This is a genomic window from Hyphomicrobium sp. B1 (assembly GCF_049532635.1).
Lineage (GTDB): Bacteria > Pseudomonadota > Alphaproteobacteria > Rhizobiales > Hyphomicrobiaceae > Hyphomicrobium_B.
The window spans coordinates 1,075,415-1,102,354 of record NZ_CP134871.1; the positions used below are offsets into that span (position 1 = coordinate 1,075,415).

The window sequence follows — 26,940 nt, forward strand, 5'->3', positions numbered from 1 at the left end:
CATCCCGCCAATAGACAGTCGTTGCCGCCTCGACTAGGTTTTCCGCGGTCTTCTTTCGCCCCAGACTCGACGTAGGAGCCGCTCTTTTCCCGGCGCGCACCACATCGGAAGGATATCCGCCATGATCGTCATCACCAGAAACGGCGAAACGACCGTGCTGACCGGGTGGCGCGAATGGCTCTTCAAGCTCGTCGTCTTCCTGGCGGCAATCCTGCTGTTTGGCGTCATCGCCTTCGTGATGTTTGGGCTGGCAGTGACCATCGGCGCAATCGCGATGGTCGTCATTCCGGCAGCCATCATCGTCGGGCTGCTCGGGACGATCTTCAGCCGGGGCGTCTGACGCGCCCGAACCCGGCCATTGGTAAATAATTCGCTGCCCCGGCCGCAATTTTCGGCTCCGTCGCATCTCTACTCTTGACGCGGCGGACCCCATCCCCGACATGGCCTGCTTCTAAGAGCATGTCGCTCTCCATATGATTGACGAGGACGGAAATATGACAGTCGCGGCCGACGGCCTGCCGGTGGTGACACCTGCCGAATGGGCGCCCCAGAAAGCGATCTGGACTGCGTGGCCCGCCGATCCCGATGAGTGGAACGGCGATCTTGAAACGCCGCGCCGCGACGTGGCTGCCCTCGTTCGCGCCCTGAGCCTCGCCGGCAACAAGGTCCGGCTGCTCGTCAACGGCGAGGAAGCCAAGGCGTCGGCGGAAGCCGCGCTTCGTGATGCCGCCGAACTGATCCCGGCGAAGTACGGCGATATCTGGCTACGCGACACCGGCCCGATCTTCGCTCAACTCGGCAACGACCGCGTGGCGCTGCGCTTCAAGACGAACAGCTGGGGCGGCAAATACGATCTGCCGGACGATGCGACCGTCGGCGATGACGTGGCGCGCTTGTCAGACGTTCCCGTGCGACGCTTCGATTTTGTGCTCGAAGGCGGCGCTGTCGATCACGACGGCGAAGGCACGATCCTCGCCACACAGCAGACCTTGCTCAACCCCAATCGCAACGGCTGGACCAAGGAGGCCGCCGAAGCCGAACTTGCCCGCGCGTTCGGCGCGAAGAAAGTCATCTGGATCGACGAAGGCCTGAAGAACGACCACACCGACGGCCACGTCGACAACATCGCTCGCTTCGTGGCACCGGGCCGCGTCGTCTGTCAGGCGCCCGCCGGGCCTGACGATCCGAACGCTGAAATCCTGAACGCCATCGCCGCATCGCTTGAAAAGGCGACGGACGCGATGGGCCGCAAGCTCGACGTCGTCCGCATTCCCGGTGTCGGACTCTATCGCAATGCTCTTGGCGAAATCTCGCCTGCGTCCCATATGAATTTCCTCATCGCCAACGACGTTGTCGTCGTTCCGATTTATGGGACTGCTACGGAAGCCGACGCGCTTTCAGCGCTCCAAGCCGTCTTCCCAACGCGCGCAGTCGTCGGCGTATCGTCCCGAGGTCTGCTCGGCTGCGGCGAAGCCGGCGGCGGATCTTTTCACTGCATCACTCAACAGGAGCCTCTGTAGATGGCGCGACGCTCGATCACCGTCGGGAGCATTCAAACGTCCTACGGTCCGGACCTCGAAACCAACATCGCCAAGACGGAAGCGTTCGTCCGCGAGGCTGCTGGCCGCGGTGCCGAAGTGATTTTGCCATCGGAGCTGTTCGAAGGCATCTACTTCTGCACGCGCCAGGACCCGAAGTGGTTCGAGACGGCCCGGCCGCTGATGGAGCATCCGGCGGTGTTGCGGCTCCGCGAGCTTGCCAAGTCGCTGAACGTCGTCATTCCGATCTCGTTCTTCGAGAAGGACGGCCCGCGCTATTACAACAGCATCGCCATTGCCGATGCCGACGGCGAGATCCTCGGCGTCTATCGCAAGAGTCACATTCCGGATGGTCCAGGCTATCAGGAAAAATATTATTTCCGCCCCGGCGATACCGGCTTCAAAGCCTGGAACACGAAGGCCGGCAAAATCGGCGTCGGCATCTGCTGGGACCAGTGGTATCCCGAAACCGCCCGCGCGATGGTGCTTCAAGGCGCGGAAATTCTGTTCTACCCGACCGCCATCGGCTCGGAACCCTATGATTCGAGCCTCGACACCCATCTCCAGTGGCAGCGCGCCATGCAGGGCCATGCCGTGTCGAATGCCGTCCCGATCGTTGCCGCCAATCGCACCGGTCTCGAAGACAATGACGGGGTGAAGCAGAAATTCTACGGCCACTCATTCATCAGCGACCACCGCGGTGAGCTGGTTCAAAAGTTCGATGCCGACGATGAAGGCGTGCTCGTCCACACATTCGATCTAGATCTGATCGAGAGCTATCGCGCCGACTGGGGATTCTTTCGCGACCGGCGCACCGATCTCTATGCTAAGAGTATCATCTGATTACCCAGCGACATCAGGAGTGCCGCATGAAGATCAGTGCCAGAAACGTGCTTAAGGGAAAGATCGTCGAGGTCACCAAGGGAGTAACAACGGCGCACGTCCGCATCGACATCGGTGGCACAATCGTGACGGCGTCGATTACCAATGAGTCCGTCGACGATCTCGGTCTGGTCAAGGGCATGTCTGCATCAGCCGTCATCAAATCATCCGACGTGATGATCGCGGTCGAATGATATGAAAAAGATCCATCTTCTTTCGGCAATGGTTGGCGTCGTTGTGGTGGCGACCTCTGCTTCAGCGTTCGCAGCAGAGACAGGCGGCTGCAACAGCTTCACGTGGCCCATCACGACCGAACTCAAATGGATGAAGTCGGAAAGCCAGGATGTCGCTTCAGGCGGCAAGCTGCCTTCGCCTCCGGAAAAGGCTGTGAAGCTGGCGCTCGAACCGATGAGCGCCGTCTCGTTTCCCGTCGCGCCGACGGGCCGCCTGAAACCACACGGCGAGGCTTATGGCGGCATCATCGCGTTCGACAGTCCGAGCAGCGCGCCCGGCGCCTATCAGTTTTCTTTGGACGCTCCCGCCTGGATCGACGTCATTCAGGACGGTAAGGCCCTGAAGCCGACGGCGCATAGCGGCAAGACCGACTGTGACGGCGTTCGCAAAAGCGTGCGCTTCAATCTCGATCCCGGTCCGTTCACCGTCGAGATCAGCAACGTCAAGAAAGATGCGATCAAATTCACGATCCGTCAGGCCGAATAGCGTGAAGCCGCTTGTCGGCTTCAACACCCAATTCTGCATTCCGGCGGACCATTATGAATTTTCTTAGCGACACCCCGAGACTGGAACTGTTCCGGCTCGGCGGTATCCCGATCAAGATCGACATCACCTTCATTCTGGTGCCGATCTTTTTATGGAATGTCCTTCTGAGTTCGCCCAACACCTTCGTGATCCTGACGATCGGCGTCTTTCTGTCCGTGCTGCTGCACGAGCTTGGCCACGCAACGATCGCGCGCCTCTTCCGCGTACCCGTCGGCGAAATTCTGGTTGGCGGCTTCTACGGCTACGCGCGGATGCTGCAAGCCGCACCCTCCACGCTCGCCAACATTCTGATCCTGTTCGCCGGGCCGCTGACCAATGGGCTGCTTTTCCTGCTGTGCTGGCACGTGCTCGGCCAGCCTCAAATCGGCATCACCGGTCAATTTGGTCCGATTGATCCGATGCCCTGGCTTGCCAACAATCCATGGGCCATTTATGCCGCTTTCATGCTGGCGCGCATCAATCTCGCAATGCTGGTGTTCAACCTGCTGCCTGCATTCCCGCTCGACGGCGGACGGATTTATCGCGACATCCTGGGCGCTGTCTTGTCCCGCACGTTCGCGATCCGCGCGATAGCGCTCCTTGGTATCGCCGTCGGACTATGGAGCGCCTACACCGCTTACGCCAGCTTCAATCACAATCTGGTCCTGCTTTTGATCGGCGCACAGATCGCCATCATGAACTGGGCTATTCTGAAACGCCCCGCCGACGCCGAAGACCGCTAGCACCACGATTGCAAAAGCGTCTTATCTCCGTGCATATCTGGCGGCCACTTTAACCCCTTCGCCGGGAGCCAGTGATGACCCGCGTCTCCGTCAACCGCACACTCGCGCGGCTCTATTGGCTGCTGGGGCTCGTATTGCTTCTTTTGCTCGCCTCGAAATTCGCCAACGACATTCCCGGTATCCCACCGTTCGTCATATCCGCCGCCAACAACTTCTATGACTTCATGCGCGATATGTCGTTGCTGATCGCGACGGGCGGCGTCGCCTATATTTCGAACATCTACCAGAAGCGCTCAAACTTCGTCGAAAGCCTGGAAGAGGAATGGCGCAACATCGTGCGCACCAAATCCGTCCTACTGTCGACCTGCGAAAAGCCCTATCTCGCGACCGACGATTACCTCGCCGCCTATTACAAAGTCAGCGAGACCATCGACACCATGCGCATCGTCTATCGTAATGCCGGTGAAACGGAGGGGCTCGTTGGCCTTTATCCGTATGCGCCGCTGCACGACATGCGCCGCGCCCTGCAGACCTTAGACCCGCGCGTCGCAAACGACATCACGAAAGACAAAAAAGCCCTGGTTCGCGATGCCATCCTGCAGGCGTTCTATGCCCTGCGCGAAACCTTCCTCGAAGAGCTCGACCTGGAAGAGCCGCAGCATCCGCTGCTGGTCGCCGGCAGCCGCCGCCTTAAGACGCCCGGCGCCGCAGTCTCGGCCCGCGTCATGGAAGAGTATCAACGCAAAAAGCTCGGCCGCGAGCCCTCGCCCCGGCCCGACATTGACACCTTTTTGGCGAAGCTCCGCGACCAGGAAGAAACGGGCGGCGAAGGCCGCACCACGCCGAGCCGATGACCGGCCCGCACCCTTTCCCGTCTCGCCAAAACAAATTCCATGCCAAATCCCGCACCGGATCCCTTGTTTGACTGTTAAGCCGCACCCAACTTATTGCGTGCCGCCCTAGCCCTGCCCTGCCCCGTCATGCTAGGTGCGAGGCCAATATTGCGCCGCAGTGGCACGGCCCGCGGCGCTTCCCATAACCTCAGGTTCCAAATGGCCCTTCGCAATATCGCGATCATCGCGCACGTCGACCATGGCAAAACGACCCTCGTCGACGAGCTTCTGAAGCAGTCCGGCTCCTTCCGCGACAACCAGAAAGTCGCCGAACGCGCGATGGATTCCAACGACATCGAGCGCGAACGCGGCATCACCATTCTCGCCAAGTGCACAAGCGTCGAATGGAAAGGCACGCGCATCAATATCGTCGATACGCCAGGCCACGCCGACTTCGGCGGTGAGGTCGAGCGCATTCTGAACATGGTCGACGGCGTCGTCGTTCTGGTCGACGCCTCTGAAGGTCCGCTCCCGCAGACCAAGTTCGTCGTTTCCAAAGCCCTGAAGCGTGGCATCCGCCCGATCGTCGCGATCAACAAGATCGACCGCCCGGACGAACGCCACGTCGAGGTCTTGAATGACGTCTTCGATCTCTTTGCCAATCTCGACGCGACCGATGAGCAGCTCGATTTTCCGGTTCTCTATGGGTCCGGCCGCAACGGCTGGATGGCCCGTGATCCGTCGGGCCCGGCAGAAAATCTGGCGCCGATGTTCGACCTGATCCTGGAACACGTGCCGCCGCCGGAGGTCAATGACGGCCCCTTCTCCATGCTCGCGACGACGCTGGACGCCGATCCGTTCCTCGGCCGTATTTTGACCGGCCGCATCACGTCAGGAACCGTCAAGCCGAACCAGCAGCTCAAAGCGATGGACCGCGACGGCAAAGTCCTCGAGACGTTCCGCGTGCAAAAGGTCCTCGCCTTCCACGGCCTCGAGCGCGTTCCAGTTGAGCAGGCGAGCGCCGGTGACATCATCGCCCTCGCCGGTATGAGCGAAGCCAACGTTGCCGATACGCTTGCCGATCCTTCGGTTGAAAATCCGTTGCCGGCTCAGCCGGTCGATCCGCCGACGCTGTCGATGAACTTCCGCATCAACGACGGCCCGTTCGCAGGTCAGGAAGGCGACAAGGTCCAAAGCCGCGTTATTCGCGATCGTCTGCTGAAGGAAGCTGAGCGCAACATCGCCATCCGCGTTGTCGAAAACGAAGATCGCGATAGCTTCTCGGTCTCGGGCCGCGGCGAACTTCAGCTCGCGATCCTGATCGAGAATATGCGCCGCGAAGGCTTCGAGTTGACCGTGTCACGTCCGAAGGTCGTGTTCGAGACCGACGCCGAGACCGGCCAGCGCTTGGAGCCGATCGAAGAAGTCATCATCGACGTCGACGATGACTACACCGGCGTCGTCGTGCAGAAGCTGTCCGAACGCAAAGGCGACCTCTTGGAAATGCGCCCCTCGGGTGGCGGACGCACGCGCATGGTGTTCCACGTTCCGACGCGTGGCCTCCTTGGCTATCAGGCGGAGCTGCTCTCCGACACGCGCGGCACCGGTATCATGAACAAGTTGTTCCACTCCTATAAGCCGTTCAAGGGTGAGATCGCGGGACGCCGCACGGGCGTTCTGATCTCGAACAGTCCGGGCGAAGCGGTGGCTTACGCGATCTTCAATCTTCAGGATCGCGGCCCGTTCATGATCAATCCGCAGGACCGCGTTTACGAAGGCATGATCGTCGGCGAGCATTCGCGCGACAACGATCTCGAAGTGAACGTCATCAAGGGCAAGAAGCTGACCAACGTCCGCGCCTCCGGCAAGGACGACGCCGTGCTGCTGACGCCGCCGATGCGCCTGACCCTCGAAAAGGCGATGAGCTACATCACCGACGAAGAGTTGGTTGAGGTGACGCCGAAGAACATCCGCCTGCGCAAACGCTGGCTCGATCCCAACGAACGCAAGCGTCAGAGCCGCAAGAGCGAAACGGAACGCGCGGGCTGACGATAACGCGCGTTCATTTGCATAATTTGAGGCTCGGGGAAAAATTCCCGGGTTGAATGGGTCAATTTCCGCCCACAAATGATCATGGTTGAGACCATGTCATAGGAGAGAGACCTGATGAAACGTTTCGCCATCGTTGCTGGTGCGGTGTTCGCGATGTCCATGCCGGCCTTCGCAGACACGCCCCTCACCGAGGAGGAAATGAAGAGCGCGACGGCCGCGGCCTCTGCTGTGGGCTGCGAAGGCGGCAAGTGGGAAAAGGAAACGGAAGGCACCGGCGTCTTCGAGCTTGATGACGCCAAGTGCAAGAACGGTGCTTACGACCTGAAGTTCGACAAGGACTTCAAGCTCCTCAACATGACCGCCGACTGATTCAAGGTCGAGATTTCGGCGCGGACGGCCGGTGGGGCCGTCTGCGTCCTATGACCAACCGATTTCCAACAGCACTCACAATTTGACTTGAGTGACCGCCTTTGATTTCTCTTCCTTTGGGTCTCAAATCTTCGTGCGCTAGGCCCGTGGCGGAACACGCTCAGAATGCTCCAATCTTCAATAACTGATAACGAGACCCCCTCGCTGCGAGGGCGGTCGTGATTGCTTGGCCTGACGGTATCACGCCGACGCCGGCGTTCGAACGCGCCGCGGCCTTCATCGCCGAAGAAAATAGCGGCAACCTCTTCGTCACCGGCCGTGCCGGAACCGGCAAGTCGACGCTGCTGAAAGCCCTGCGCGATACCTACGAGGATCGCATGGTCGTCTTAGCGCCGACCGGCCTCGCAGCCATCAACATCGGCGGCCAGACGATCCATTCTTTTTTCGGTTTTCCGCCGAGACTCATCCAGGACAACGACATCAAGCGCAGCCGTAACGGCCGCGTCATGCGCAAGCTCGATTTCGTCGTCATCGACGAAGCCTCGATGGTGCGCTCGGACATGATGTGGGCGATCGACAAAGCGCTGCGCGTCAACCGCGGGCGCCCGCGCGAACCGTTTGGTGGCGCACGCCTGTTGTTATTTGCTGACCTGCATCAGCTGCCACCCGTCGTCCAGGAACGCGAAGTCCTCGCCCATTTGACTGAAGAACATGGCAGCCCATTCTTCTTCTCAATCCCGGCCCTTCGCGAAGGCGCGGGCACTGCGCTCCTCGAACTGGAGCAGATCTTCCGCCAGACAGATGACGCCTTGATCCACGTCCTGAATGCCGTCCGCGAGGGCAACGTCAGCGACGATGATCTCGCTTTCATCAATAAGCGCGTGAGCCCTATTCGCACCCTGTCGGAAGGCGAACCTTTCGTCATACTGACGACGACGAACGCCGCCGCAAAACGCATCAACACCGCCTATCTCGAGGCCCTTCCCGGCCGCGCCAACCGTTTCGACGCCAACATCACCGGCGAGTTCGCAGCAAACGTCCAGCCCGCCGAAACCGCCCTTGAGCTAAAGGCCGGCGCAAAGGTCATGATGTTGCGCAACGATCCGGACCGCCGCTGGGTCAACGGCACCATCGCCCGCGTCTCGCGCCTGACGGAGAAGCAGATCTTCATCGAAGTGTCCGGCAAGGAATACGAGGTCGAGCAGGTCGCCTGGGAACACCGCCGCTACGCCTTCGATCAGTCGCAGGAAAAGATCGTCGAAACCATCGCCGGAACGTTCAAGCAGTTCCCGCTCCGCCTCGCCTGGGCGTTGACGATCCATAAGGCCCAAGGCCTGACCCTCGATAAGGTATATATCGATCTGGGTTCGGGGACGTTTGCCCACGGCCAAACCTACGTCGCGCTGTCCCGCTGCCGGACGCTCGAGGGCCTCGTACTCGCCCGCCCGCTCACCCGCCGCGACATAATGTTCGATCCGAGCACGGTCGGTTACCGCGATGTTTTTTCAAAACTTTGATCAGCCCGGGGTGCGGCGAAAAAACATCATTTCGCAAGTGCGAACAAAAGGATAGGGCTCCCCCTGCCCGGCCGGGTCAGTGTACGGACATATTTGAGGCATAAGGACGCGATTTGCGAGTCTCAAAACCCCATTTCACAGGTGCGCGGCAAAAACTTGTTGCAACGCACAATACATTTGCATATATATTCACCACTGGTTTTGCCGTCGGGCGCCAGACAGCAGATTTCAAATTCACGCTCAGCCGATATTGCTCTTTTTAGGAGTGACCCCATGACCGACGCTTTTACTCGTCAAGTCCAGGACTTCACCAAACAAGCCCAAGAGATGTTTACCGCCGGCAAGGACGCTAAGGTCCCCGAGAACATCTCTGCGTTCGCTGAAGACGCCATCGCGAAATCGCGTGACGCCTATCACAAGTTCACCGCCATGGCCAAAGACAACGCCAAGGTCGCTGAAGAAGTGATGCTGACGACTCAGGCCGGCGCCAAGTCGATCGGCGAAAAGATCGTCGCCAACACGCTCGCCAATACTGAAGCAGCTTTCGAAGCGGCTCAGGCGATGGCACGCGCGCGCACCTTCCCGGAGATCGCTCGCCTGCAGGCCAACTACTGGCAGCAGCAGTTTGCTGTCGCTGGCTCGCAGTCGAAAGAGCTCTTCGAGCTCTCGAGCAAGGTCACGAAGCAGGCACTCGAAACAGTCGGCGCTGCAACGACGAAGTCGTTCGAGCAGTTCAAGACCGTCGGCTAACGGTCACGCCGATGCGAATACGATGCATTGCTTAAAGCAAGCGTCGAGTGGGGCACGTAATTCATACATCAGACGCGGAGATTGCTCTCCGCGTCTTTTTTATTTTCACGATATGCATCGAGACGTGATGCCTTTTCTCCAACTTGGAGTTAGAGTGTCCGTATGCTGAACCAGAGGCTTGAGGTTTCTGTCCGCAACGCCCGGCCCGCCGATGCCGCCGCGCTCGCCACGATATTTCGTGACTCCTGGCGCCTCGCCTACACCGGCATTCTCCCTGCCCTTTATCTCGAACGTGAGATCTTGCGCCGTGACGCCATATGGTGGCGGCGCGCCATTTCGTCTGAACGCAATCTGCTCGTCATCCTGCACGGCGAAACGGTTGCTGGCTATGCCACATGCGGACGGGCCCGCGGCGGCGGCCGCGACGTCGGCGAAATCTATGAGCTTTATCTCGCGCCGGTCTACCAGGGCCTGGGGCTGGGCGAGCATTTGTTTGAAGTCTGCCGCTCCACGCTCGACTCCCTCGACCTCGAACGGCTGATCGTCTGGGCGCTGGAAGGCAACGAAAGAGCCTGCACTTTCTATCGCCGCTGCGGCGGCCGGGCGACGCGCCGTTCCTGCGTCCGGTTTGGTAAAGGATTGAGCACCCGGATCGCCTTCGAGTGGTAGCCGGCAAAATTTCGATTTCGCTCCGACAGCGCCGCATTTTTTACTTTTTCTGCGCCGATGTGCGACCTATGAGCGGTTGTGCGGCCCATGCTTTCCCGGCAAGTGTGACCCCCGAACCGAATGATTTGATTTGAGGTTATCTCCCATGCGTCTCGACGCTATCAAGCCCGGTAAAAACCCGCCCGACGATATCAACGTCGTGATTGAAGTCCCCGTCGGCGGCGAGCCGATCAAATACGAAATGGATAAAGCCTCAGGCGCTCTCGTCGTCGATCGCTTCCTCTATACGGCGATGCGCTATCCCGGGAACTATGGCTTCGTTCCCCATACGCTTTCCTCGGATGGCGACCCGATCGACGTCCTGGTTTGCAATACGCGCGCGATCGTTCCCGGCGCCGTCATCAACTGCCGCCCGGTTGGCGTACTTGTGATGGAAGACGACGGTGGTCCGGACGAGAAGATCATCGCCGTACCGTCCACCAAGCTCACGAAACGCTACGACTCGGTCAAAACCTATACCGATCTGCCGAAAATCTCGGTCGAGCAGATCGAGCACTTTTTCGCTCACTACAAAGATCTAGAACCCGGCAAATGGGTTAAGATCGACCATTGGGGCCATGTTGATGAGGCACATGACCTTATCCTCAAAGCGCTTGAGCGAGCCAAGACCCCGGCCTGACTTTTGACCGAAGTCAACCAAACAGGCGTTTTAAACGGCGTGGCGGCGATTTTCGGAGCTGTCCTCTTTACGCTCGCGTAACGGCATTGCTATATCGGCCCGCCGAATGGCAATCGCCGAGCGAACCGGAGATGATATGAAGATCGCCGTCATGGGCGCGGCCGGCCGTATGGGCCGCGAACTGATACGCGCGATTGCAGCTGAACCCAGCTGTACGATTAGCGGCGCGACCGAAACGGTAGGCTCTGCAGTTCTGGGCAAGGATATCGGCACGCTCGCGGGCCTTGAGCCCATCGGCCTTACTGTCAGCGACGATGCTGCCGCTGTTATCGCCGCTTCCGACGCCATCGTTGATTTTACGGTTCCCAAGGCAAGCGTTGAGTTTGCGCGTCTCGCTGCCAAATCAAAAACGGCCGCCATTATCGGCACCACAGGTTTCGATGCCGCCGCCGAAGCCGCGATTGCGGCCGCAGCCAAGGAAACGGCCATCGTCAAGGCTGGTAATATGAGCCTTGGCGTCAATCTGCTTATGGCCTTGACGCGTCAGGCCGCAGCCGCGCTCGGGAACGACTTCGACATCGAAATTGTTGAAATGCATCATCGCATGAAGGTCGATGCCCCTTCGGGAACGGCCTTGATGCTGGGAGAAGCCGCAGCCGCCGGCCGAGGCCTCGACCTCGGCGCCCATTCCGTTCGCGTCCGTGATGGCGTGACGGGTCCGCGCCGGAAAGACGATATCGGTTTCGCCACGTTACGCGGCGGCACCGTCGTCGGTGAGCATACGGTGATATTCGCAGGCGAGGGTGAACGCATCGAGCTAACCCACAGCGCAACCGACCGAGGAATTTTTGCCCGCGGTGCGGTCAAGGCCGCGCTTTGGACAAAAGGCCGTGCACCAGGTCTTTATGGTATGACCAACGTATTAGGAATTGCGCTTTAAGCTATTGCCGTAAGCGCGGCTGGAGGCCCCTAGACCGAAGACATGACAGACGCTCTGACGGACAACATTCTGGTACTCGTACGGCACGGCGAGAGCGAGTGGAACAAACTCAATCTCTTCACCGGCTGGCGCAATCCCGACTTGACCGAAAAGGGCGTGATCGAAGCCCGCGTCGCGGGACGTATGATCCGCGATCATCGCGTCAAGTTCGACATCGCCTTCACGAGCGCGTTGAAGCGCGCCCAGCGCACGCTCGATATCATTCTGTCCGAACTCGGCCAGCCTGACGTCCCGATCATCAAGGACGCCGCCCTCAACGAGCGCGACTATGGCGAGCTCTCAGGTCTCAACAAGGACGAGGCCCGCAAGAAATGGGGCGAAGCGCAGGTGCAGCTCTGGCGGCGCTCCTACGATATCGCTCCTCCCGGTGGCGAAAGCCTGAAGGACACGCTGGCCCGCGTGCGTCCTTATTATGACAAAGCCATTTGGCCCCAGATCACCGCCAGCAAGAACGTCATTATTGCAGCGCACGGTAATTCCCTGCGCTCTCTGGTGATGATCCTCGAAAACCTCGACAAGGATGAAATCCTTGAGCGGGAGCTTGCGACCGGCGCGCCCATTCTGTATCGGCTTGGCGCGGACGGCCGCGCCATCGATCGCAAAGACCTGTTGCCCGCACGATCCCTTGCCGCGCCACCCGAAGACCGTATCGTCTGACGACGTACTGTTTCAGTTGGGGGGGACTTCACATGGCGTTGGAAGAACTTGCGGTTGAGCGCGAGAACATGAAGTCGCGCGACAAGCTCATTGGCGTCTACGTCGGCATCCTCGCCGTCGTCCTTGCGATTTGCAGCCTCGGAGGCAGCAACGCCGAGCAGGACGCACTTCAGGAAAATATCGCAGCCTCCAACACCTGGGCCTTTTTCCAGGCGAAAAACGCGCGACGGCAGGCGCTCCGCCTTCACGCCGAAGAATATGAGGCGATGCTGAAAATGTCGCCGACCATGCCGGACGACGCGAAGAAATTCATCGAAATGAAAATCGCCGACTACAAGGCGCAGGACAAGCTGCTAACCACCGATCCCAAGAGCGGCGAAGGCCTCGACGAACTCTTCACAACGGGTAAGGGCCTCGAAGCGATCCGCGACGAAGCGCTGAAGAAAGATCCCTATTTCGATTTTGCCCAGGCGCTTCTGCAGATCGCGATCGTGCTGGCGTCCGTCGCTCTGATCTCGGGCGGCAACATGCTGCTCTTCGTCAGCTTCGCGATGGGCATTGTCGGTGCCGTGCTGACGTTCGGTGGCTTTACGCTCGCCTTCACGCTACCCGCGTTCATGTCCTAAGCGGCCGTGGCCCCGCCTGCCGGGGGGCGCCCTATCGGTTGCATAGCACTCTCTGCGCCAAAGTGGCGTTTTTCGCCGCCGGGTGCTTGCCCGGCGACGGTGCAAACGCTAGCACTCCCCCCACCGAATTCCCTCATCCCTTGGCTAAGGACCGTTAACCGATGACGACGCACACCCTCCTGCTCCTTCCCGGCGACGGCATTGGCGTCGAAACGATTGCAGAGGTCGAGCGGCTCATCGCGTTCTTCAATGCCCGGAGCAACGCCGTCCATTTCGATATCGAGCGCGATCTCGTCGGCGGCGCGGCCTACGATGCGCACGGTGTCGCCATCACCGAGGACGCGATGGCGAAGGCCAAGAAGGCCGACGCAGTGATCTTCGGCGCCGTCGGCGGCCCGAAGTGGGCGAACGTTCCCTACCAGCACCGCCCGGAAGCTGGCCTGCTCCGCCTGCGCAAGGATCTCGACCTCTTCGCCAACTTGCGTCCTGCGATCTGCTACCCCGCACTGGCCGATGCCTCGAGCCTGAAGCGCGAGCTGGTCGAAGGCCTCGACATCATGATCGTGCGTGAGCTGACGGGCGGCGTCTACTTCGGCGAGCCGAAGGAAATCGTCACGCTTGAGAACGGCGAGAAGCGCGCCGTCGACACGCAAGTTTACACGACACACGAAATCGAACGCATCACCAAGGTCGCCTTCGACCTCGCCAAGAGGCGCCGCAACCTCGTCCACTCGGCCGAGAAGCACAACGTCATGCGCACGGGCGTGCTCTGGAAAGAGGTCACGACTGAGGTCCACAAGGCCTATGCACCAGACGTGAAGCTTGAGCACATCCTCGCCGACAACTGCGCGATGCAGCTGATCCGCAATCCGAAGCAATTCGACGTCATCGTCACCGACAACCTGTTCGGCGACGTCCTGTCGGACGAAGCTTCGATGGCGGCAGGCTCGCTCGGCATGCTGCCGTCAGCATCGCTCGGCGCCCCCGACGCAACGACCGGACGCCGCAAAGCGCTTTACGAGCCGGTGCACGGTTCGGCTCCCGACATCGCCGGTAAAGGCCTCGCCAATCCGATCGCCACGATCGCATCGTTTGCCATGGCGCTTCGCTATTCCTTCGATCTCGGCGCCGAAGCCGACCTCGTCGAGAAAGCGATCTCGAAGGTTCTCGATAAGGGCCTGCGCACCGGCGACATCATGCAGCCCGGCATGACCAAAGTCGGCACGACGGAGATGGGCCAGGCCATCGAAACCGAACTCAAAGCTTTGGCGGCGTAAACAAACTTACGTCCGCGCTTGGCGGCCGGCTCGACGAAGGAGAGTCGCCAAGCGCCAGGAATACTACGGCCGGCTTCGCGGAGCGAAGTCGCAATGCGCAATCAAACAGCAGGCTCGTCGCGGCAAGCGCTGGCTTGCCCTTGGATCGCCCCGCGTGCCGTCCAGCGCGGCTTGCCGTCTTCCGACCGCGGAACCGTCGCTTCCGTCCGTGAGATGAAATAGAACTCGTAGCAGTTCGTATCGACGCGCATCACGCGATAGCACCCGCCTGTCTCGTCATAATCGTAGATCGTGCAGAGCGAGCCTTGCGTGATCGACCAATGGCCGCCGAGCGTCATCCCGTGCTCGACGTAATGCAGCCGCCCGTCGCTGCCGTAATGCTCGGTGAACGGCTTGCCGTTGGCATAGCGGCCATCGATCGTCGCGTTGGAAAAGCGTTGCAGCTCGGCATCAGAAAGCCACGCGCTGATAGCGAACGCCGACGTCATGGTCATCGGCGCGCAGACGCCAAATAGTCCAAAAACCAAGGCTGCCAACGGCTTTAACGTCTTCACCGCGCTCTTCTCCGCCCCGAGAATTCAACAGAAAACAAGTTGGTCATGGAATTATGACATTCACATGCTCCGACAAATTCCCTCAGATGAATACGACGTGGGCTGATTCTCTGGGGACGGCGCATGCGAATATTCAAGAAATTTCCATTTATTCTTTTGTCTTTGTTTGGTTACGCAGTTCTTAATCCGGCCCTGGTGAACATCTTCGACGCGGCAATCGCTCAGCCCGCAAGCGCGAACGAGTCGAACACGCATCGCCACTCATTGCTGATCTTCGCTCCGGACATGCTCAGCAAGGCCTTGGCCAAGCAGCTTGCTGCTTTCGACAACAAACAAGACGACCTCGAAGTTCGCGAGATCTCTCTTGTTTATGTTGTGGGCAAAACGGCGTCGGCCCAGCTTGGGTCTTACGTCGTAGCACCTGCCGTGAGACTGCGGGCCCGCTACCAAGTCGGCGCCGATGAATTTCGAACCATCCTTGCGGACGAGCACGGCGGGATCGAATTGGTTTCCGATGTCCCGATCACCGCGGCGCAGCTCTTCGAGACGACCGACGCGGTGCCCGCCACGCACGAGGCGCAACGCTGATTTGAGGCCGCGACGCCGACGGCCTTGACAGTCCTTGAAACTCCGGCGCGGGCCGCGTATGTGAACGGCCAGCAAACGGGCGTTGCGTCGTCGCTGACGCTCAACGCAAAACACATAGATTTCAAGGACATAACCGTCATGGGCTATAAGGTCGCCATTGTCGGCGCAACCGGCAACGTAGGCCGCGAGATGCTGAATGTGCTCGCCGAGCGGAAGTTTCCGATCAGCGAGCTTTACGCCTTGGCCTCCCGCCGTTCGATCGGCACGGAGGTTTCCTTCGGCGATTCCGTCATCAAATGCCGCGACCTTGAAACGTTCGACTTCTCCGGCGTCGACTTCTGCCTGATGTCCGCGGGTTCGACCGTCTCGAAGGAATGGTCGCCGCGTATCGGCGCGCAGGGCGCGATCGTCATCGATAACTCATCGTGCTGGCGCTATGACCAGGACGTGCCGCTGATCGTGCCGGAAGTGAACGCTGACGCCATCCGTGGCTTCACGAAGAAGAACATCATCGCCAATCCAAACTGCTCTACGGCTCAGCTTGTCGTCGCGCTGAAGCCGCTGCATGACGCGGCAACGATTAAGCGCGTCATCGTCTCGACCTATCAGTCGGTCTCCGGCGCGGGCAAGGACGCCATGGACGAGCTCTGGCAGCAGACCAAGGGCAAGTACGTTCCGGGCCAGGAAGTCGACCCGAAGAAGTTTCCGAAGCAGATCGCGTTCAACTGCATTCCTCACATCGACGTCTTCATGGAAGACGGCTACACGAAAGAGGAATGGAAGATGTTGGCCGAGACCAAGAAGATCTTGGATCCCAAGATCAAGCTGACGGCGACGTGCGTGCGCGTGCCGGTGTTCGTCGGCCACTCCGAAGCCGTCAACATCGAGTTCGAAAAGCCGATCAGCCCCGAAGAAGCCCGCGATATCCTACGCGCGTCACCCGGCATCATGGTCATCGATAAGCGCGAGCCGGGCGGCTACATCACGCCCGTCGAAGCCGCCGGCGAATACGCGACCTTCGTCTCGCGCATCCGCGAGGACGCGACCGTCGAGAACGGCCTGACGATGTGGATTGTCTCGGACAACCTGCTGAAGGGCGCGGCTCTCAATGCGGTGCAGATCGCCGAGGCGATCATCAACCAGCGCCTGCTGCCGAAAAAGGCAGCATAAAACGCAACGCTTTCAGCTGATGAAATGGCAACGCCGGCAAATCACTTGCCGGCGTTTTCCTTTTCTTTGAGCTTATTGAGCGTCTGCACGATGGCGTTGAGATCCTGCAGAAAGCGGTCGCGCTGCTGCGCCGGAAGGCTCGACAGAATGCGCTCATCGACCCGGCGCGCCATCGGATCATGCGTCTTCAAGATCCGCGCGCCTTCTTCCGTCAGCTTGACGGCATAGGCCCTGGCGTCATCCCGCGTCCGGCGCCGCTGCAGCAGGCCCTTCTTGAGCATGCGCCGAACGACATCCGCGAGCGTCGACCGGTCGATGCCCGTCAACTCCACGAGATGCGTCTGGCTCAGGCCCTCGTTCTGCGCAACGGTCAGCAGAATCGCATACTGCCGAGGGGTGAGCTCGTCATTGCCCAATTCGGTTTGAAAGATTTCGGACGCACATTGTCCGGCTCGGTGTAGCAGATGCAAAGGCGATCGCTCGAGGCGACTGTTTGCGGAGTCTCGTCCCATTCCATGCCCCACACGTTTCACCCCACCGGTCCACGCATCAGCCCCCGACCGGCAAGCAAAACTAACTCAACTTAGTTCATAGTTCCTGACAAGAAACACAAGCCAGGGCACTCCGTCTAGCGAAAATACAATCGTCGTTCGAGAAATCGAAAAGTTTTCTGGATGGCGAAACAGCGCGCACGATGCGCGGGCAATTAAATGTCGTCGGACGAAAGTGCGCCGGTGTTTGGCGTCGTATCTTCGTATCTTTTTAGGACACCGATTTGCGCCAACGCGAACACGAACGTTAGCGGCATGATACCGAACACCTTGAACGTCACCCACGTGTCGGTCGAGAAGAGCCGCCACATCACTTCATTTAGAACCGCCAGTACTACGAAGAAAAGCGCCCAGCGGATCGTCAAAATGCGCCAGCCTTCACGCGTGAGACGCATGACGTCGCCGAATACGATTTTCAGGAACAGCCGGTCGAACAGCAACCCGCCGGCCAGAATAGCGGCGAACAAACCATTCACGATCGTCGGCTTCATTTTGATAAAATGATCATCTTGCAGATAAAGCGTCAGGCCGCCGAACACGAGCACGAAGACGCCCGTCACGAGCGGCATCGTTGCGATCCGGCCGAGAAACACCCGCGACGCCACGAGCGCAATGACGGTGGCGACCATGAAAGCCGCCGTGCCTGCGAAAATGCCATAGTGGCTGTTGACGAAGAAGAACACGAGCAGCGGACCAAGCTCGACGATGAACTTGATGAGCTGCTTGCGGTCGAGCTGCGGACCGTCGCTCGTCTCTGAAACTTTGTTCTGTTCCGACATCGTCTCAGGCCTCACTCGTGCGCAGGATCGGGCAAGCGGTACTTCTGCATCAGCCGCGTTAGGATCCATGCGTAAACGCCAGAGACCGGCAACACAATCGCGACTTTGAACAAAATCCAGACGTTCACGCCGCTCATTTCGTGACCCAGGATCTTGTAAAAGTGGTCCTCCACGTAGACCCGGCGGACATATTCGTTCGCAATTGCCGTCAAAAAGAAGAAGAGAGCGAAGCTCCACGTGAACTTGTTCCAGCCTTCGTCAGTGTAGCGGAACGTCTTCTCGAAGACGTACTGAAAGAAATTGTGCTTAACGAACAAGCCGCCGATCAGAAATACGGCGAACAACGCGTTGAAGATCGTAACTTTGATCTGAACCCACATCGGATCGCCCGTCACCAGCGTCAGCATCCCGAACGCCACCGTCACGCTCGACGCGATCAACGGAAAGATCGGCGGCCGGTGAAACATGTAGAACATCACGCCGATCGCCATCAGGGTCGTGATGATCAACGCCCAGGTGCCTGCTTCGATGCCGAGCGCCGCGTTGACAATGAACATCGTCACGAGCGGGCCGAATTCGCTCATGATGTTGATGGTCTGCTCGGCATTGAACGGAAACCAACTTTTACGCGCTGGCGGAACAGAAGCATTCCGAATGTTTACGTCTTGCGTCATCTCGTGATCCGTTCCCCCGAGGCTTCAAGTTCCGGCAATGGCGTTAGCGAAATCTTGCGCAGAAAACGGCTGCAGGTCATCGGCGCTTTCGCCAACACCGACGGCGTGGACGGGCAGGCCGAACTTCGCCGCGATTGCAACCAGGATGCCGCCGCGCGCCGTGCCGTCGAGTTTCGTCATGACCAATCCTGTCACTCCGGCGCGATCTCGAAAGACCTCGACTTGTTGCAGGGCATTCTGACCGGTCGTCGCATCGAGCACGAGCACGACGTCATGTGGCGCGCTTGGGTCGATCTTTTTCAGAACGCGTGTAACTTTTTCGAGCTCTTCCATCAACACTTGCTTGTTTTGCAGGCGACCGGCGGTATCGAGCAAAAGCACATCCGCACCTGATGCTTGCGCCTGTTTTAAGGCGTCGAACGCCAAGCCTGAGGAATCCCCGCCAACTTCGCGCGCGACAACGGGACACCCCGTACGTTCGCCCCAGACCTTCAACTGGTCGATGGCCGCGGCACGAAACGTATCGCCCGCTGCGAGCAGAACCGATTTTCCCTCAGCCCTGAATTTGGTCGCGAGCTTGCCGATCGTGGTCGTCTTGCCGGTGCCGTTGACGCCCACCATCATGATCACGTGCGGCTTTCGCGACGGATCGATGACAAGCGGCTTCGCAACCGGCGCCAGAACGCGCTCGACCTCGGCCGACAGCACGCTGCGAACCTCTTCGGCTGAAATGCCTTTTTCAAACCGGCCCTTCCCGATGGCCGCCGTAATGCGGCTCGTCGTCTCCAGACCGAGATCGGATTGGATCAAAAGGTCTTCAAGATCATCCAGCGTCTCGGCATCGAGTTTGCGCTTGGAAAAGAGATCGGTGATCCCGGTCGTCAGCTTCGACGACGTCTTGCCGAGCCCCGATTTGAGCCGTTGAAACCAGCTCTGCTTGACGGGCTCTGCTTTGGGCGCAGGAGCCACGGCCACGGGAACCGTCGTAGGGACTTCGGCCATCGGCGGGTTATCGTCCGAGACGGCGATGCTCGCTTCGTCTGTCGCTTCCTTTTCCTGTGCAACAGGCGCAGCAGCGCCGCCCTTGAACAATCGCCCGAACAGACCTTTGCCTTTTTCCTTTGGCTCGCTCACGCGCACGCCTCGCCGATCAGATGTTGCGCATCGGCGCCCTTGATTTCCGTCCGAACGACCGCCCCAGCGCCAAACGGCGCCTCTCCGTGAAATAACACTTCGGCAAATTGCGGCGTGCGTCCCTTGCCGTCACTTTCGACGAGCACATCGACGACGCGGCCGCGTTGAGATTGAAGATACGAAGCGAGCACGTTTGTTCCTTTTTCACGCAGCCTTGCCGCGCGCTCCTTGATGATGGTGCCGTTGACTTGCGGCATGCGGGCGGCCGGCGTGCCGCGCCGCGCCGAGAACGGAAAGACGTGCAGATACGTCAGGCCGCACTCATCGACGATACGATAGGAATTCTCGAACATCTGATCGGTTTCCGTCGGAAAGCCCGCAATCAGATCGGCCCCGAACACGATATCAGGACGCAGCGCGCGCGCCTTTTCGCAAAACGCAATTGCATCAGACCGCAAATGCCGCCGCTTCATGCGCTTCAACGTCAGATCATCGCCTGCCTGCAAAGACAAATGCAGATGCGGCATCAGACGTTCCTCGTCGCGCAGCGCGATCATCAGATCGTCGTCGGCTTCGACCTGATCGATCGACGACAGCCGCAAGCGCGCCAACTCCGGCACATGCTTCAGCACTTGCCGAACGAGTTTGCCGAGCGTCGCAGAACCCGGCAGATCGCGACCGTATGACGTGATGTCGACGCCGGTCAGCACGATCTCGGCATAGCCCTTTTCGACAAGTCTGCGCACCTGCGTCACGACTTCGCCCGCCGCAACCGATCGCGACGGCCCGCGGCCGAAAGGGATGATGCAGAACGTGCAGCGGTGATCGCAGCCGTTCTGAATTTGCACATAGGCCCGCGTCCGCGAACCGAACCCATCGATCATGTGCAGCGCCGTATCACGCACGCTCATGATGTCGTTGACCTGCACGCGTTCGCCGTCCGCAATCGATAGCCCGGCGAACGTCTCCGCCTGCATCTTCTCGGCATTGCCGACGACATGATCGACTTCCGGCATGTCGGCGAAACGTTCCGGCTCGATCTGCGCCGCGCATCCCGTCACGATGATGCGCGCATTGGGCTTCTCGCGCCGCAGCCTGCGAACCGTTTGCGCCGCCTGTCGCACCGCTTCGCCCGTCACCGCGCACGTATTGACGATAATCGCGTTATCGAGACCCGCCTCGCGCGCGTGCCGGCGCATCACTTCGGACTCATACGTGTTGAGCCGGCAGCCGAGCGTGATCACCTGAGGTTCGGACATGAGCGCAGTGACTTCTTTCTTAAAATCGCTCGTTAAGCGGTCTCCGGCCAGCGCGATCAGACCGACACTTTGGTCAGCTTGGAAAAGTCGATGACGCCCTCGTACTCGAATTCGACCGGGCCCGTCATGAAGATATGATTATTCTCGGCCCATTCGATTTCGAGTGTGCCGCCCGGCAGCGTGACCGCTACCTTGCGCCCCGTGAGCTTCTTGCGCGCCGCGCAGACCGCCGACGCACACGCGGCCGACCCGCACGCGAGAGTCAGGCCCGCGCCGCGTTCCCACGTCCTGAGAAGAAGCGAGGCGTCTGACGTCACCTGCGCAATCGAGATGTTCGCGCGCTCTGGAAAGATCGGATGGTTTTCGAGCAGCGGACCGAACCGGCCGAGGTCGTAGGCCTCGACATCGTCGACCCAGAAGATCGCATGCGGATTGCCGACATTGACGACGGATGGCGAATGCAGGACCGGATGGTCGATCGGCCCGACCTGAAGTTCGATGGCGCGCGTATCGCGAAACTCTTCCGCCAGTGGAATGTCCTGCCAGCCGAACTTGGGTTCCCCCATATCGACCGTGATCGACGCCTGATTTCTGACGACGGTGCCGAGCACGCCGGCGCGCGTCTCGACCAGGAACCGCTCCCGCGAACCGCCTTCCGACAAAAACCAGCCGACACAGCGCATGCCGTTACCGCAGGCGCCTGCCTCCAAGCCATCCGCGTTGTAGATCCGCACGAACGATTCCGTGCCGGTCGTCCGCGGCGCGTGCAAAACCATCATCTGGTCGAACCGGGATTTCCGGTCGGCCGCGACCGCCGCCACTTCCTCCGCGGTGAACGTCTTGGCGCTATTGCGCAAATCGACGACGACGATCTCGTTGCCGAGGCCGTTCATCTTGAGAAAGGGAAGGGTCGTTGCCGTGTTCATCGGGCCTATATGGCGAGAAGCGGGAAAAATGACAATTCCGAACCCACTCAGAACGGCCCGACGCACCCGGGCAGGGCGCAGGAATTTCCCGCATTATCCTCTGGACGGAACAATATTTCTTGAGCAACCGTTTAGGTCGCCGAAAACGCCTGACCGCACGCCGGTGGGCGGCGATTTATCCTCTCAGAGACCTTGATGTCGCATTCCGCCTACAGTTCGCTGCTTTTCCGGGTCGCTTTTGCCCGCGCCCGACCCTGCTATTGCTATGGCTGCATCTGCCTGGCCCCGGATGAGCGAGCCTATCAGCGCCGCGTCTTCCGATTGGCTCGCAACTGGACAAAGGTGCTGAAGCGCTCCAGCCGCCCCCCAAACTAGGCCGATCGGCCGATGTGACGGTCCCGCCAGCCCGGCGGGATTTCCTTGGCATTGCCTTGCCGGAGGGGGAAAATCGGCGCACACGTTGCTGTCTTGAGGAGCCAATTCGAAGGCCGGGGGCAGCTTTCCGAATGAAGAGTTTCGTGCGCACCGTGGCAGCGTCCGGCATCGCGGCTCTGCTCGGGCTTATCGCCGTCAGCGCCGGTGCCGCTGCCGACGACATGCTCTATGCCCTGAAGATCGGCGCGCTGGCCCACGACGTGCCAGACCTCTGGAGTGGCTTCCAGGTCGAAAAGAACGCGGTCGACATCAACATCGAAGCCCAGTTCAACGCCGCCTGGGCACTGCCGTGGGGCGCCATCCGCCCCGTGATCGGCGGCTCGATCAACACCCGCGGCCAGACCAGCGACGGCTACATCGACGCGCGCTGGCAGGGCGACTGCCCATCGGGACTGTTCTTCGGTCTCGGCCTTGGCGCTGCCTTTCACGATGGCGAAATCGGCGGCGCAGGCTCCGATCCGGATCGCAAATGGCTGGGCTCCCGTGTGCTGTTCCACATTCCGATGGAAGTTGGCTACCACCTCGACGAACACAACGACATCTCAGTCTATTTTGAGCACATGTCGAACGCCTACACCGAGAAATACAACGAAGGCATGGACCGCATCGGCATGCGCTACGGCTATCGGTTCTAGCAGCGCGGAGAGGCTCGCTCCCGGCTAGGCCGCTTCTGACTCGTCGTCCTTCCCATCTTCCAGCATCGGAAGTTCGAAACCTTCGATCTCTTTCAGCGCCTTGCCCGCGATGCCTTGAAGGTCGCCGTACATGCCAGCGGTCGCCGCGAGCACCCCATCGATCTGCGCCTGCCGCTTCGCCCACAGCTTGGTCATGGCTTTGCGCTCTTTATCGAGATCGCTTTGCATTTCGTCGAATTTTTCGACGATCGCCTCAACGCGGTGACGAAACTGCGGTCCCGTTAGGTAGTCGTAGACGAGCGCCATTTTGCTTTGCTGGCCCTCTCCGACCACACGCGCCGTTGCCACGTCGATCAGCAGTTGCCGCAGCACGATCGCGATCGGAACGGCGCATTTGAAGTCGGCAACCCACACACCGTCGACGAGATCGAACGTATGCACGCCCTTCGGCAACGCGGTCGAGACGATCACAGCGAATTCCGCCTTTGCCCGCCGCTGATCCTCACGCAGCTTCGCAATCCAGCCGTCTTGCCAGTTCTTAGTCCGCTTCATCTCCCACAGCACCGAGCCACACGCCGCCCCCGAAGCGCCGACGACGCGCTGCACGAGATCGCCACCAAACTCGCCCTTCGGCACGGGTTCGATCCCATCAAGCGGAAATCTCGCACGCAGCAAATTCTCAAGCTCAAGTTCGAGCACTTCGCCCTGCAATTGCTGCGAGCCCTGTTCAGCCTTGCGCTTCAGCTCTTCGATCTTGTTCTGCATCGACGCGATGATCTGATCTTTTTCCGAGACGCGGAGCTTCAGCGCCTCTTCGGCTTCGAGCTTGGCTTTCGCCCGCTCGCTCTCAAGACCGGCGCTGATGCCTTTCTGGACGTTCAAGTCCATCTCGCGCTTGGCGTCGTCCAATTCGCGCACTTTCTTCTGGAACTCTGCCTGCGCCTTCTGCGCTTCGGCGAGCTTCTGATCACGCTCCTTCAGCACGTTCTGAAGTTCGGCAAGAGCATTGGCCTTTTCTTCGAGATCGGCCGCGGCGCGCTGCTTTGCCTTCTGCGCTTCTTCGCTGACGATGCGTTGGCGCTCGACCACGAGCTTTTCAGCGACCATCGCATCGAGCGACGCGCGCGCCTTTTCGAGTTCGCCGGCCTTCTCTTGCATGGCCGCTTCGCGGGCGGCGATCTCGCGATCCTTTTTTGCTGCCGCCGCCTCGAATTGGCGGCGGGTATCGGCGATCAGCGGCGCGGCAAGCGATTCCGTCAGCGCAATCTCATGATCGCAGTTCGGGCAGGTAATGGTCAGATCGGTCAACGCGAGCTTCCTTCCAAACGAGGCGATAGCCGAGCCCCACAATAGGCCGTCGTTCTTGTCTTGTATACGTTACTTTCTGATATTGTTCTTTTAACGCCAGGATTTAGCGTTACTCGACCGCTATCGCCGCCATCCAACCTGACTCGCGCTTCAAAAATGAGGGGATTGGCGCGAGAAGGGCGACTTCGCTGGGGATGAGCGCCACGTTGACTTCCGCGCCCGTTTCCCGCATACCCTCGCCCATTCCGACGGCCTCTATTCAAGAAGCCGCCGCCCTGCACATGGCCTTTTTCGCGAAAGCGTCCGGGAGGCAGGGGGGTTAACATCCGGCAGCGCGTTGCGCCCCCGGGTGCGTTTGTGCTTTGCGCTGCCGATCCTATCTCTTCGTCATACCGGCGAAGACCGGGATCCAGACAAATCCAACCCGACGCAAGTTTGAATGGGCCCCGGCCTGTGCCGGGGTCACGTAACGATTAGGGCAATTTCCGGCGGCTCGGAAACGAAGGCTGAATGTTTCAATCGCTCACAGAACGCCTCTCGGGCGTCCTCGATAAGCTCACCCGCCGCGGCGCTCTGACCGAGAACGACGTCGTCGAAGCGATGCGCGAAGTTCGCCGGGCGCTGCTCGAAGCCGACGTCGCGCTCGATGTCGTCAAGGATTTCACCGAGAAGGTCAAAGCCAAGGCTGTCGGCGCCGAAGTCCTGCGCTCGGTCACGCCCGGGCAGATGGTCGTCAAGATCGTCAACGATGAGCTGGTTGCTACGCTCGGCTCGAATGCCGAACCGATCGATCTGCACGCCGCCCCGCCCATCGGCATCCTGATGGTTGGCCTCCAGGGCTCGGGCAAGACGACGACGACCGCCAAGATCGCCTATCGCCTGACCAACCGCGACCGCAAGAAAGTCCTGATGGCGTCGCTCGACACGCGCCGCCCGGCAGCCCAGGAGCAGCTTCGCGTGTTGGGCGAGCAGACGGGCGTCGCGACGCTGCCGATCATCGCCGGACAAACGCCGTTGCAGATCGCGCGCCGCGCCGAAGATGCCGCCAAGCTCGGGGGCTATGACGTCATCATCTACGATACCGCCGGCCGCGTGACGGTCGACGAAGAGCTGATGGACGAAGCCCGCGACGTCAAAGCCGCGATCCATCCGCATGAAGTCCTGCTCGTTGCCGACGCGCTGACCGGCCAGGACGCCGTCAACACAGCGAAGGCATTCGACGGTCACATCGGCATCACCGGCATCGTCCTGACGCGCGCCGACGGCGACGGCCGCGGCGGCGCTGCACTCTCCATGCGTGCCGTCACCGGCAAGCCGATCAAGCTCATCGGCGTCGGCGAAAAGTGGGACGCGCTCGAAGACTTCCATCCCGGCCGCATTGCCTCGCGCATTCTCGGCATGGGCGACGTCGTCTCGCTGGTCGAGAAGGCCGCGCAGACGATCGACGTCGAAAAGGCGACGAAGATCGCCGAAAAGATGAAGAAGGGGTCGTTCGACCTCGAAGACCTGTCCGATCAGCTCGCCCAGATGCAGAAGCTCGGCGGCATGGGCGGTGTGCTCGGCATGCTTCCCGGCGTCGCCAAGATCAAAGGCCAGATCAACGAAGCTGGCCTCGACAAAAGCCTCGTGCACCAGCGCGCCATCATCTCGTCGATGACGCCGAAGGAACGGCGCAACCCCAAAATTCTCGACGCCAAGCGCAAGCGCCGCATCGCGGCGGGTTCAGGCACAAAGCCTGAAGACATCAACAAGCTCATCAAAATGCACCGCCAGATGGCGGACATGATGAAGACCATGGGCCGCAACGGCGGCCTAATGAACAAGTTCCTCGGCCGCACCGGCGCCGGACCTTCTGAAGCCGAATTGCAGTCGATGCAGGCCGAGCTCGCAAAGCTCGATCCCAAGGCGCTGGAACAGTTGCCCGCGGAATTGAAAGAACAGATCGCCAAGGGCACGGCTCCTGCGTCGGGCTCCGGCGGTGGAATGCCGGGTCTGCCACCGGGACTTGGCCGCGGCCTTCCCGGCCTCGGCGGCGGACTTCCCAAAGGTCTTCCGGGTCTCGGCGGTGGAATGCCGAAATTCCCTGGGATTCCCGGAAAGAAAAGATAACCCCCATCCAAAAACACATTTTGATTTGATCAGGAGAAGAAGAAAATGTCGGTGAAAATTCGTTTGTCGCGCGGTGGCGCGAAGAAGCGTCCTTACTACTACGTCGTCGTCGCCCACGGCACGAGCCCGCGCGACGGCCGCTATATCGAGCAGATCGGCACGTTCGATCCGATGCTCAAGAAGGACGACCCGAACCGCGTGAAGCTCGTCGAAGAGCGCGTGAAGCATTGGCTCGGCGTCGGCGCTCAGCCGACCGACCGCGTCCTCCGCCTGCTCGACGCCAACGGCTTCGCCAAGCGTGATGCGCGCAACAACCCTGAAAAGGCCAAGCCGAAGAAGAAGGCCCAGGAGCGCGCCGCTGCTGCTGCCGAGAAAGCAGCTCAGGCCGCCGAGGCTGCTGCTCAGGGCGAGCAGGCTTAAGAGACTGCGCCCGAACAAACAAACAGGCCTCCCGAATAGGCTTCGGG

General features: G+C 60.2%; 30 protein-coding genes. 22 read left to right on the forward strand and 8 right to left on the reverse strand.

The window, feature by feature from the left end; translation table 11 throughout:
* Nucleotides 1-121 precede the first annotated feature (121 nt).
* The 17 genes from RLW55_RS05240 to leuB all read left to right on the forward strand — a co-directional run bounded on the left by RLW55_RS05240 (nt 122) and on the right by leuB (nt 14,351).
* On the forward strand, nt 122-340 hold the full coding sequence (locus RLW55_RS05240; protein WP_013950247.1) for a hypothetical protein: 219 nt from the start codon (nt 122-124) through the stop codon (nt 338-340).
* 154 nt (nt 341-494) lie between these two features.
* On the forward strand, nt 495-1,520 hold the full coding sequence (locus tag RLW55_RS05245) for an agmatine deiminase family protein (protein ID WP_409561573.1): 1,026 nt from the start codon (nt 495-497) through the stop codon (nt 1,518-1,520).
* Complete coding sequence (gene aguB / locus RLW55_RS05250) at nt 1,521-2,381, forward strand: N-carbamoylputrescine amidase (protein WP_013950245.1); 861 nt, start codon at nt 1,521-1,523, stop codon at nt 2,379-2,381.
* Between the two features lie 26 nt (nt 2,382-2,407).
* Entirely contained in the window at nt 2,408-2,614 is a 207-nt protein-coding gene (locus RLW55_RS05255) for a TOBE domain-containing protein (RefSeq protein WP_409561571.1), read from the forward strand.
* A 1-nt stretch (nt 2,615) separates the two neighbouring features.
* Entirely contained in the window at nt 2,616-3,140 is a 525-nt protein-coding gene (locus RLW55_RS05260) for a hypothetical protein (RefSeq protein ID WP_414464319.1), read from the forward strand.
* Between the two features lie 53 nt (nt 3,141-3,193).
* On the forward strand, nt 3,194-3,922 hold the full coding sequence (locus RLW55_RS05265; RefSeq protein ID WP_414464318.1) for a site-2 protease family protein: 729 nt from the start codon (nt 3,194-3,196) through the stop codon (nt 3,920-3,922).
* Between the two features lie 74 nt (nt 3,923-3,996).
* Nucleotides 3,997-4,776: a hypothetical protein gene (locus tag RLW55_RS05270; protein WP_409561568.1), complete on the forward strand. Its 780-nt coding sequence runs from the start codon at nt 3,997-3,999 to the stop codon at nt 4,774-4,776.
* Nucleotides 4,777-4,974: 198 nt separating this feature from the next.
* Nucleotides 4,975-6,804 carry a translational GTPase TypA gene (gene typA / locus RLW55_RS05275; protein ID WP_423415794.1) on the forward strand — a complete coding sequence of 610 codons (1,830 nt, stop codon included), beginning with the start codon at nt 4,975-4,977 and terminating at the stop codon, nt 6,802-6,804.
* Nucleotides 6,805-6,921: 117 nt separating this feature from the next.
* A complete protein-coding gene (locus RLW55_RS05280; RefSeq protein ID WP_409561566.1) occupies nt 6,922-7,176 on the forward strand; it encodes a hypothetical protein in 255 nt (84 codons plus the stop codon).
* A 218-nt stretch (nt 7,177-7,394) separates the two neighbouring features.
* The gene (locus RLW55_RS05285; protein WP_423415795.1) at nt 7,395-8,693 is read left to right on the forward strand and encodes an ATP-dependent DNA helicase; all 1,299 of its coding nucleotides are present in this window, start codon (nt 7,395-7,397) and stop codon (nt 8,691-8,693) included.
* A gap of 273 nt (nt 8,694-8,966) precedes the next feature.
* The gene (locus RLW55_RS05290; RefSeq protein ID WP_013950237.1) at nt 8,967-9,443 is read left to right on the forward strand and encodes a phasin family protein; all 477 of its coding nucleotides are present in this window, start codon (nt 8,967-8,969) and stop codon (nt 9,441-9,443) included.
* Nucleotides 9,444-9,605: 162 nt separating this feature from the next.
* Nucleotides 9,606-10,112, forward strand: a complete 507-nt coding sequence (locus RLW55_RS05295; protein WP_414464315.1) for a GNAT family N-acetyltransferase — start codon at nt 9,606-9,608, stop codon at nt 10,110-10,112.
* Between the two features lie 145 nt (nt 10,113-10,257).
* On the forward strand, nt 10,258-10,791 hold the full coding sequence (gene ppa / locus RLW55_RS05300) for an inorganic diphosphatase (protein ID WP_414464314.1): 534 nt from the start codon (nt 10,258-10,260) through the stop codon (nt 10,789-10,791).
* Nucleotides 10,792-10,927: 136 nt separating this feature from the next.
* Nucleotides 10,928-11,731: a 4-hydroxy-tetrahydrodipicolinate reductase gene (gene dapB, locus RLW55_RS05305; protein WP_423415796.1), complete on the forward strand. Its 804-nt coding sequence runs from the start codon at nt 10,928-10,930 to the stop codon at nt 11,729-11,731.
* 42 nt (nt 11,732-11,773) lie between these two features.
* Complete coding sequence (locus tag RLW55_RS05310; RefSeq protein WP_013950233.1) at nt 11,774-12,448, forward strand: 2,3-bisphosphoglycerate-dependent phosphoglycerate mutase; 675 nt, start codon at nt 11,774-11,776, stop codon at nt 12,446-12,448.
* Nucleotides 12,449-12,480: 32 nt separating this feature from the next.
* A complete protein-coding gene (locus RLW55_RS05315; protein WP_409561562.1) occupies nt 12,481-13,074 on the forward strand; it encodes a DUF4337 domain-containing protein in 594 nt (197 codons plus the stop codon).
* 161 nt (nt 13,075-13,235) lie between these two features.
* Nucleotides 13,236-14,351, forward strand: a complete 1,116-nt coding sequence (gene leuB / locus RLW55_RS05320; protein WP_423415797.1) for a 3-isopropylmalate dehydrogenase — start codon at nt 13,236-13,238, stop codon at nt 14,349-14,351.
* A 101-nt stretch (nt 14,352-14,452) separates the two neighbouring features.
* On the opposite strand, the gene RLW55_RS05325 is transcribed toward leuB, so the two are convergent.
* Complete coding sequence (locus tag RLW55_RS05325; RefSeq protein ID WP_409561560.1) at nt 14,453-14,905, reverse strand: hypothetical protein; 453 nt, start codon at nt 14,903-14,905, stop codon at nt 14,453-14,455.
* A 123-nt stretch (nt 14,906-15,028) separates the two neighbouring features.
* Here RLW55_RS05325 and RLW55_RS05330 point away from each other — a divergent pair, with 123 nt between their 5' ends.
* On the forward strand, nt 15,029-15,493 hold the full coding sequence (locus RLW55_RS05330) for a DUF4174 domain-containing protein (protein ID WP_414464311.1): 465 nt from the start codon (nt 15,029-15,031) through the stop codon (nt 15,491-15,493).
* 138 nt (nt 15,494-15,631) lie between these two features.
* Nucleotides 15,632-16,663, forward strand: coding sequence for an aspartate-semialdehyde dehydrogenase (locus tag RLW55_RS05335; RefSeq protein ID WP_409563320.1), 1,032 nt, complete (start codon nt 15,632-15,634; stop codon nt 16,661-16,663).
* A 41-nt stretch (nt 16,664-16,704) separates the two neighbouring features.
* On the opposite strand, the gene RLW55_RS05340 is transcribed toward RLW55_RS05335, so the two are convergent.
* The 6 genes from RLW55_RS05340 to dapF form a co-directional block, all read right to left on the reverse strand.
* Nucleotides 16,705-17,079 (reverse strand): MarR family winged helix-turn-helix transcriptional regulator, encoded by a 375-nt coding sequence (locus RLW55_RS05340; protein WP_245261435.1) that lies wholly within the window; start codon nt 17,077-17,079, stop codon nt 16,705-16,707.
* Nucleotides 17,080-17,369: 290 nt separating this feature from the next.
* Entirely contained in the window at nt 17,370-17,993 is a 624-nt protein-coding gene (locus RLW55_RS05345) for a septation protein A (protein ID WP_409561558.1), read from the reverse strand.
* 11 nt (nt 17,994-18,004) lie between these two features.
* A complete protein-coding gene (locus RLW55_RS05350) occupies nt 18,005-18,667 on the reverse strand; it encodes an inner membrane-spanning protein YciB (RefSeq protein ID WP_024275002.1) in 663 nt (220 codons plus the stop codon).
* Between the two features lie 24 nt (nt 18,668-18,691).
* Nucleotides 18,692-19,801 (reverse strand): signal recognition particle-docking protein FtsY, encoded by a 1,110-nt coding sequence (gene ftsY / locus RLW55_RS05355; RefSeq protein ID WP_423415798.1) that lies wholly within the window; start codon nt 19,799-19,801, stop codon nt 18,692-18,694.
* Nucleotides 19,798-21,060: a tRNA (N(6)-L-threonylcarbamoyladenosine(37)-C(2))-methylthiotransferase MtaB gene (mtaB, locus tag RLW55_RS05360; RefSeq protein ID WP_423415799.1), complete on the reverse strand. Its 1,263-nt coding sequence runs from the start codon at nt 21,058-21,060 to the stop codon at nt 19,798-19,800. Before mtaB ends, ftsY begins: the two co-directional genes overlap by 4 nt.
* Nucleotides 21,061-21,116: 56 nt before the next feature.
* A complete protein-coding gene (dapF, locus tag RLW55_RS05365; RefSeq protein WP_423415800.1) occupies nt 21,117-21,986 on the reverse strand; it encodes a diaminopimelate epimerase in 870 nt (289 codons plus the stop codon).
* A gap of 506 nt (nt 21,987-22,492) precedes the next feature.
* Here dapF and RLW55_RS05370 point away from each other — a divergent pair.
* Nucleotides 22,493-23,056, forward strand: coding sequence for an acyloxyacyl hydrolase (locus RLW55_RS05370; RefSeq protein ID WP_423415801.1), 564 nt, complete (start codon nt 22,493-22,495; stop codon nt 23,054-23,056).
* Between the two features lie 24 nt (nt 23,057-23,080).
* On the opposite strand, the gene RLW55_RS05375 is transcribed toward RLW55_RS05370, so the two are convergent.
* Entirely contained in the window at nt 23,081-24,364 is a 1,284-nt protein-coding gene (locus RLW55_RS05375; protein WP_013950219.1) for a DUF2130 domain-containing protein, read from the reverse strand.
* 510 nt (nt 24,365-24,874) lie between these two features.
* On the opposite strand from RLW55_RS05375, the gene ffh reads away from it, so the two are divergent.
* Together ffh and rpsP are read left to right on the forward strand one after the other, a co-directional pair.
* The gene (gene ffh, locus RLW55_RS05380; RefSeq protein WP_409561554.1) at nt 24,875-26,473 is read left to right on the forward strand and encodes a signal recognition particle protein; all 1,599 of its coding nucleotides are present in this window, start codon (nt 24,875-24,877) and stop codon (nt 26,471-26,473) included.
* A gap of 45 nt (nt 26,474-26,518) precedes the next feature.
* Nucleotides 26,519-26,893 (forward strand): 30S ribosomal protein S16, encoded by a 375-nt coding sequence (rpsP, locus tag RLW55_RS05385; protein ID WP_013950217.1) that lies wholly within the window; start codon nt 26,519-26,521, stop codon nt 26,891-26,893.
* Nucleotides 26,894-26,940 lie beyond the last annotated feature (47 nt).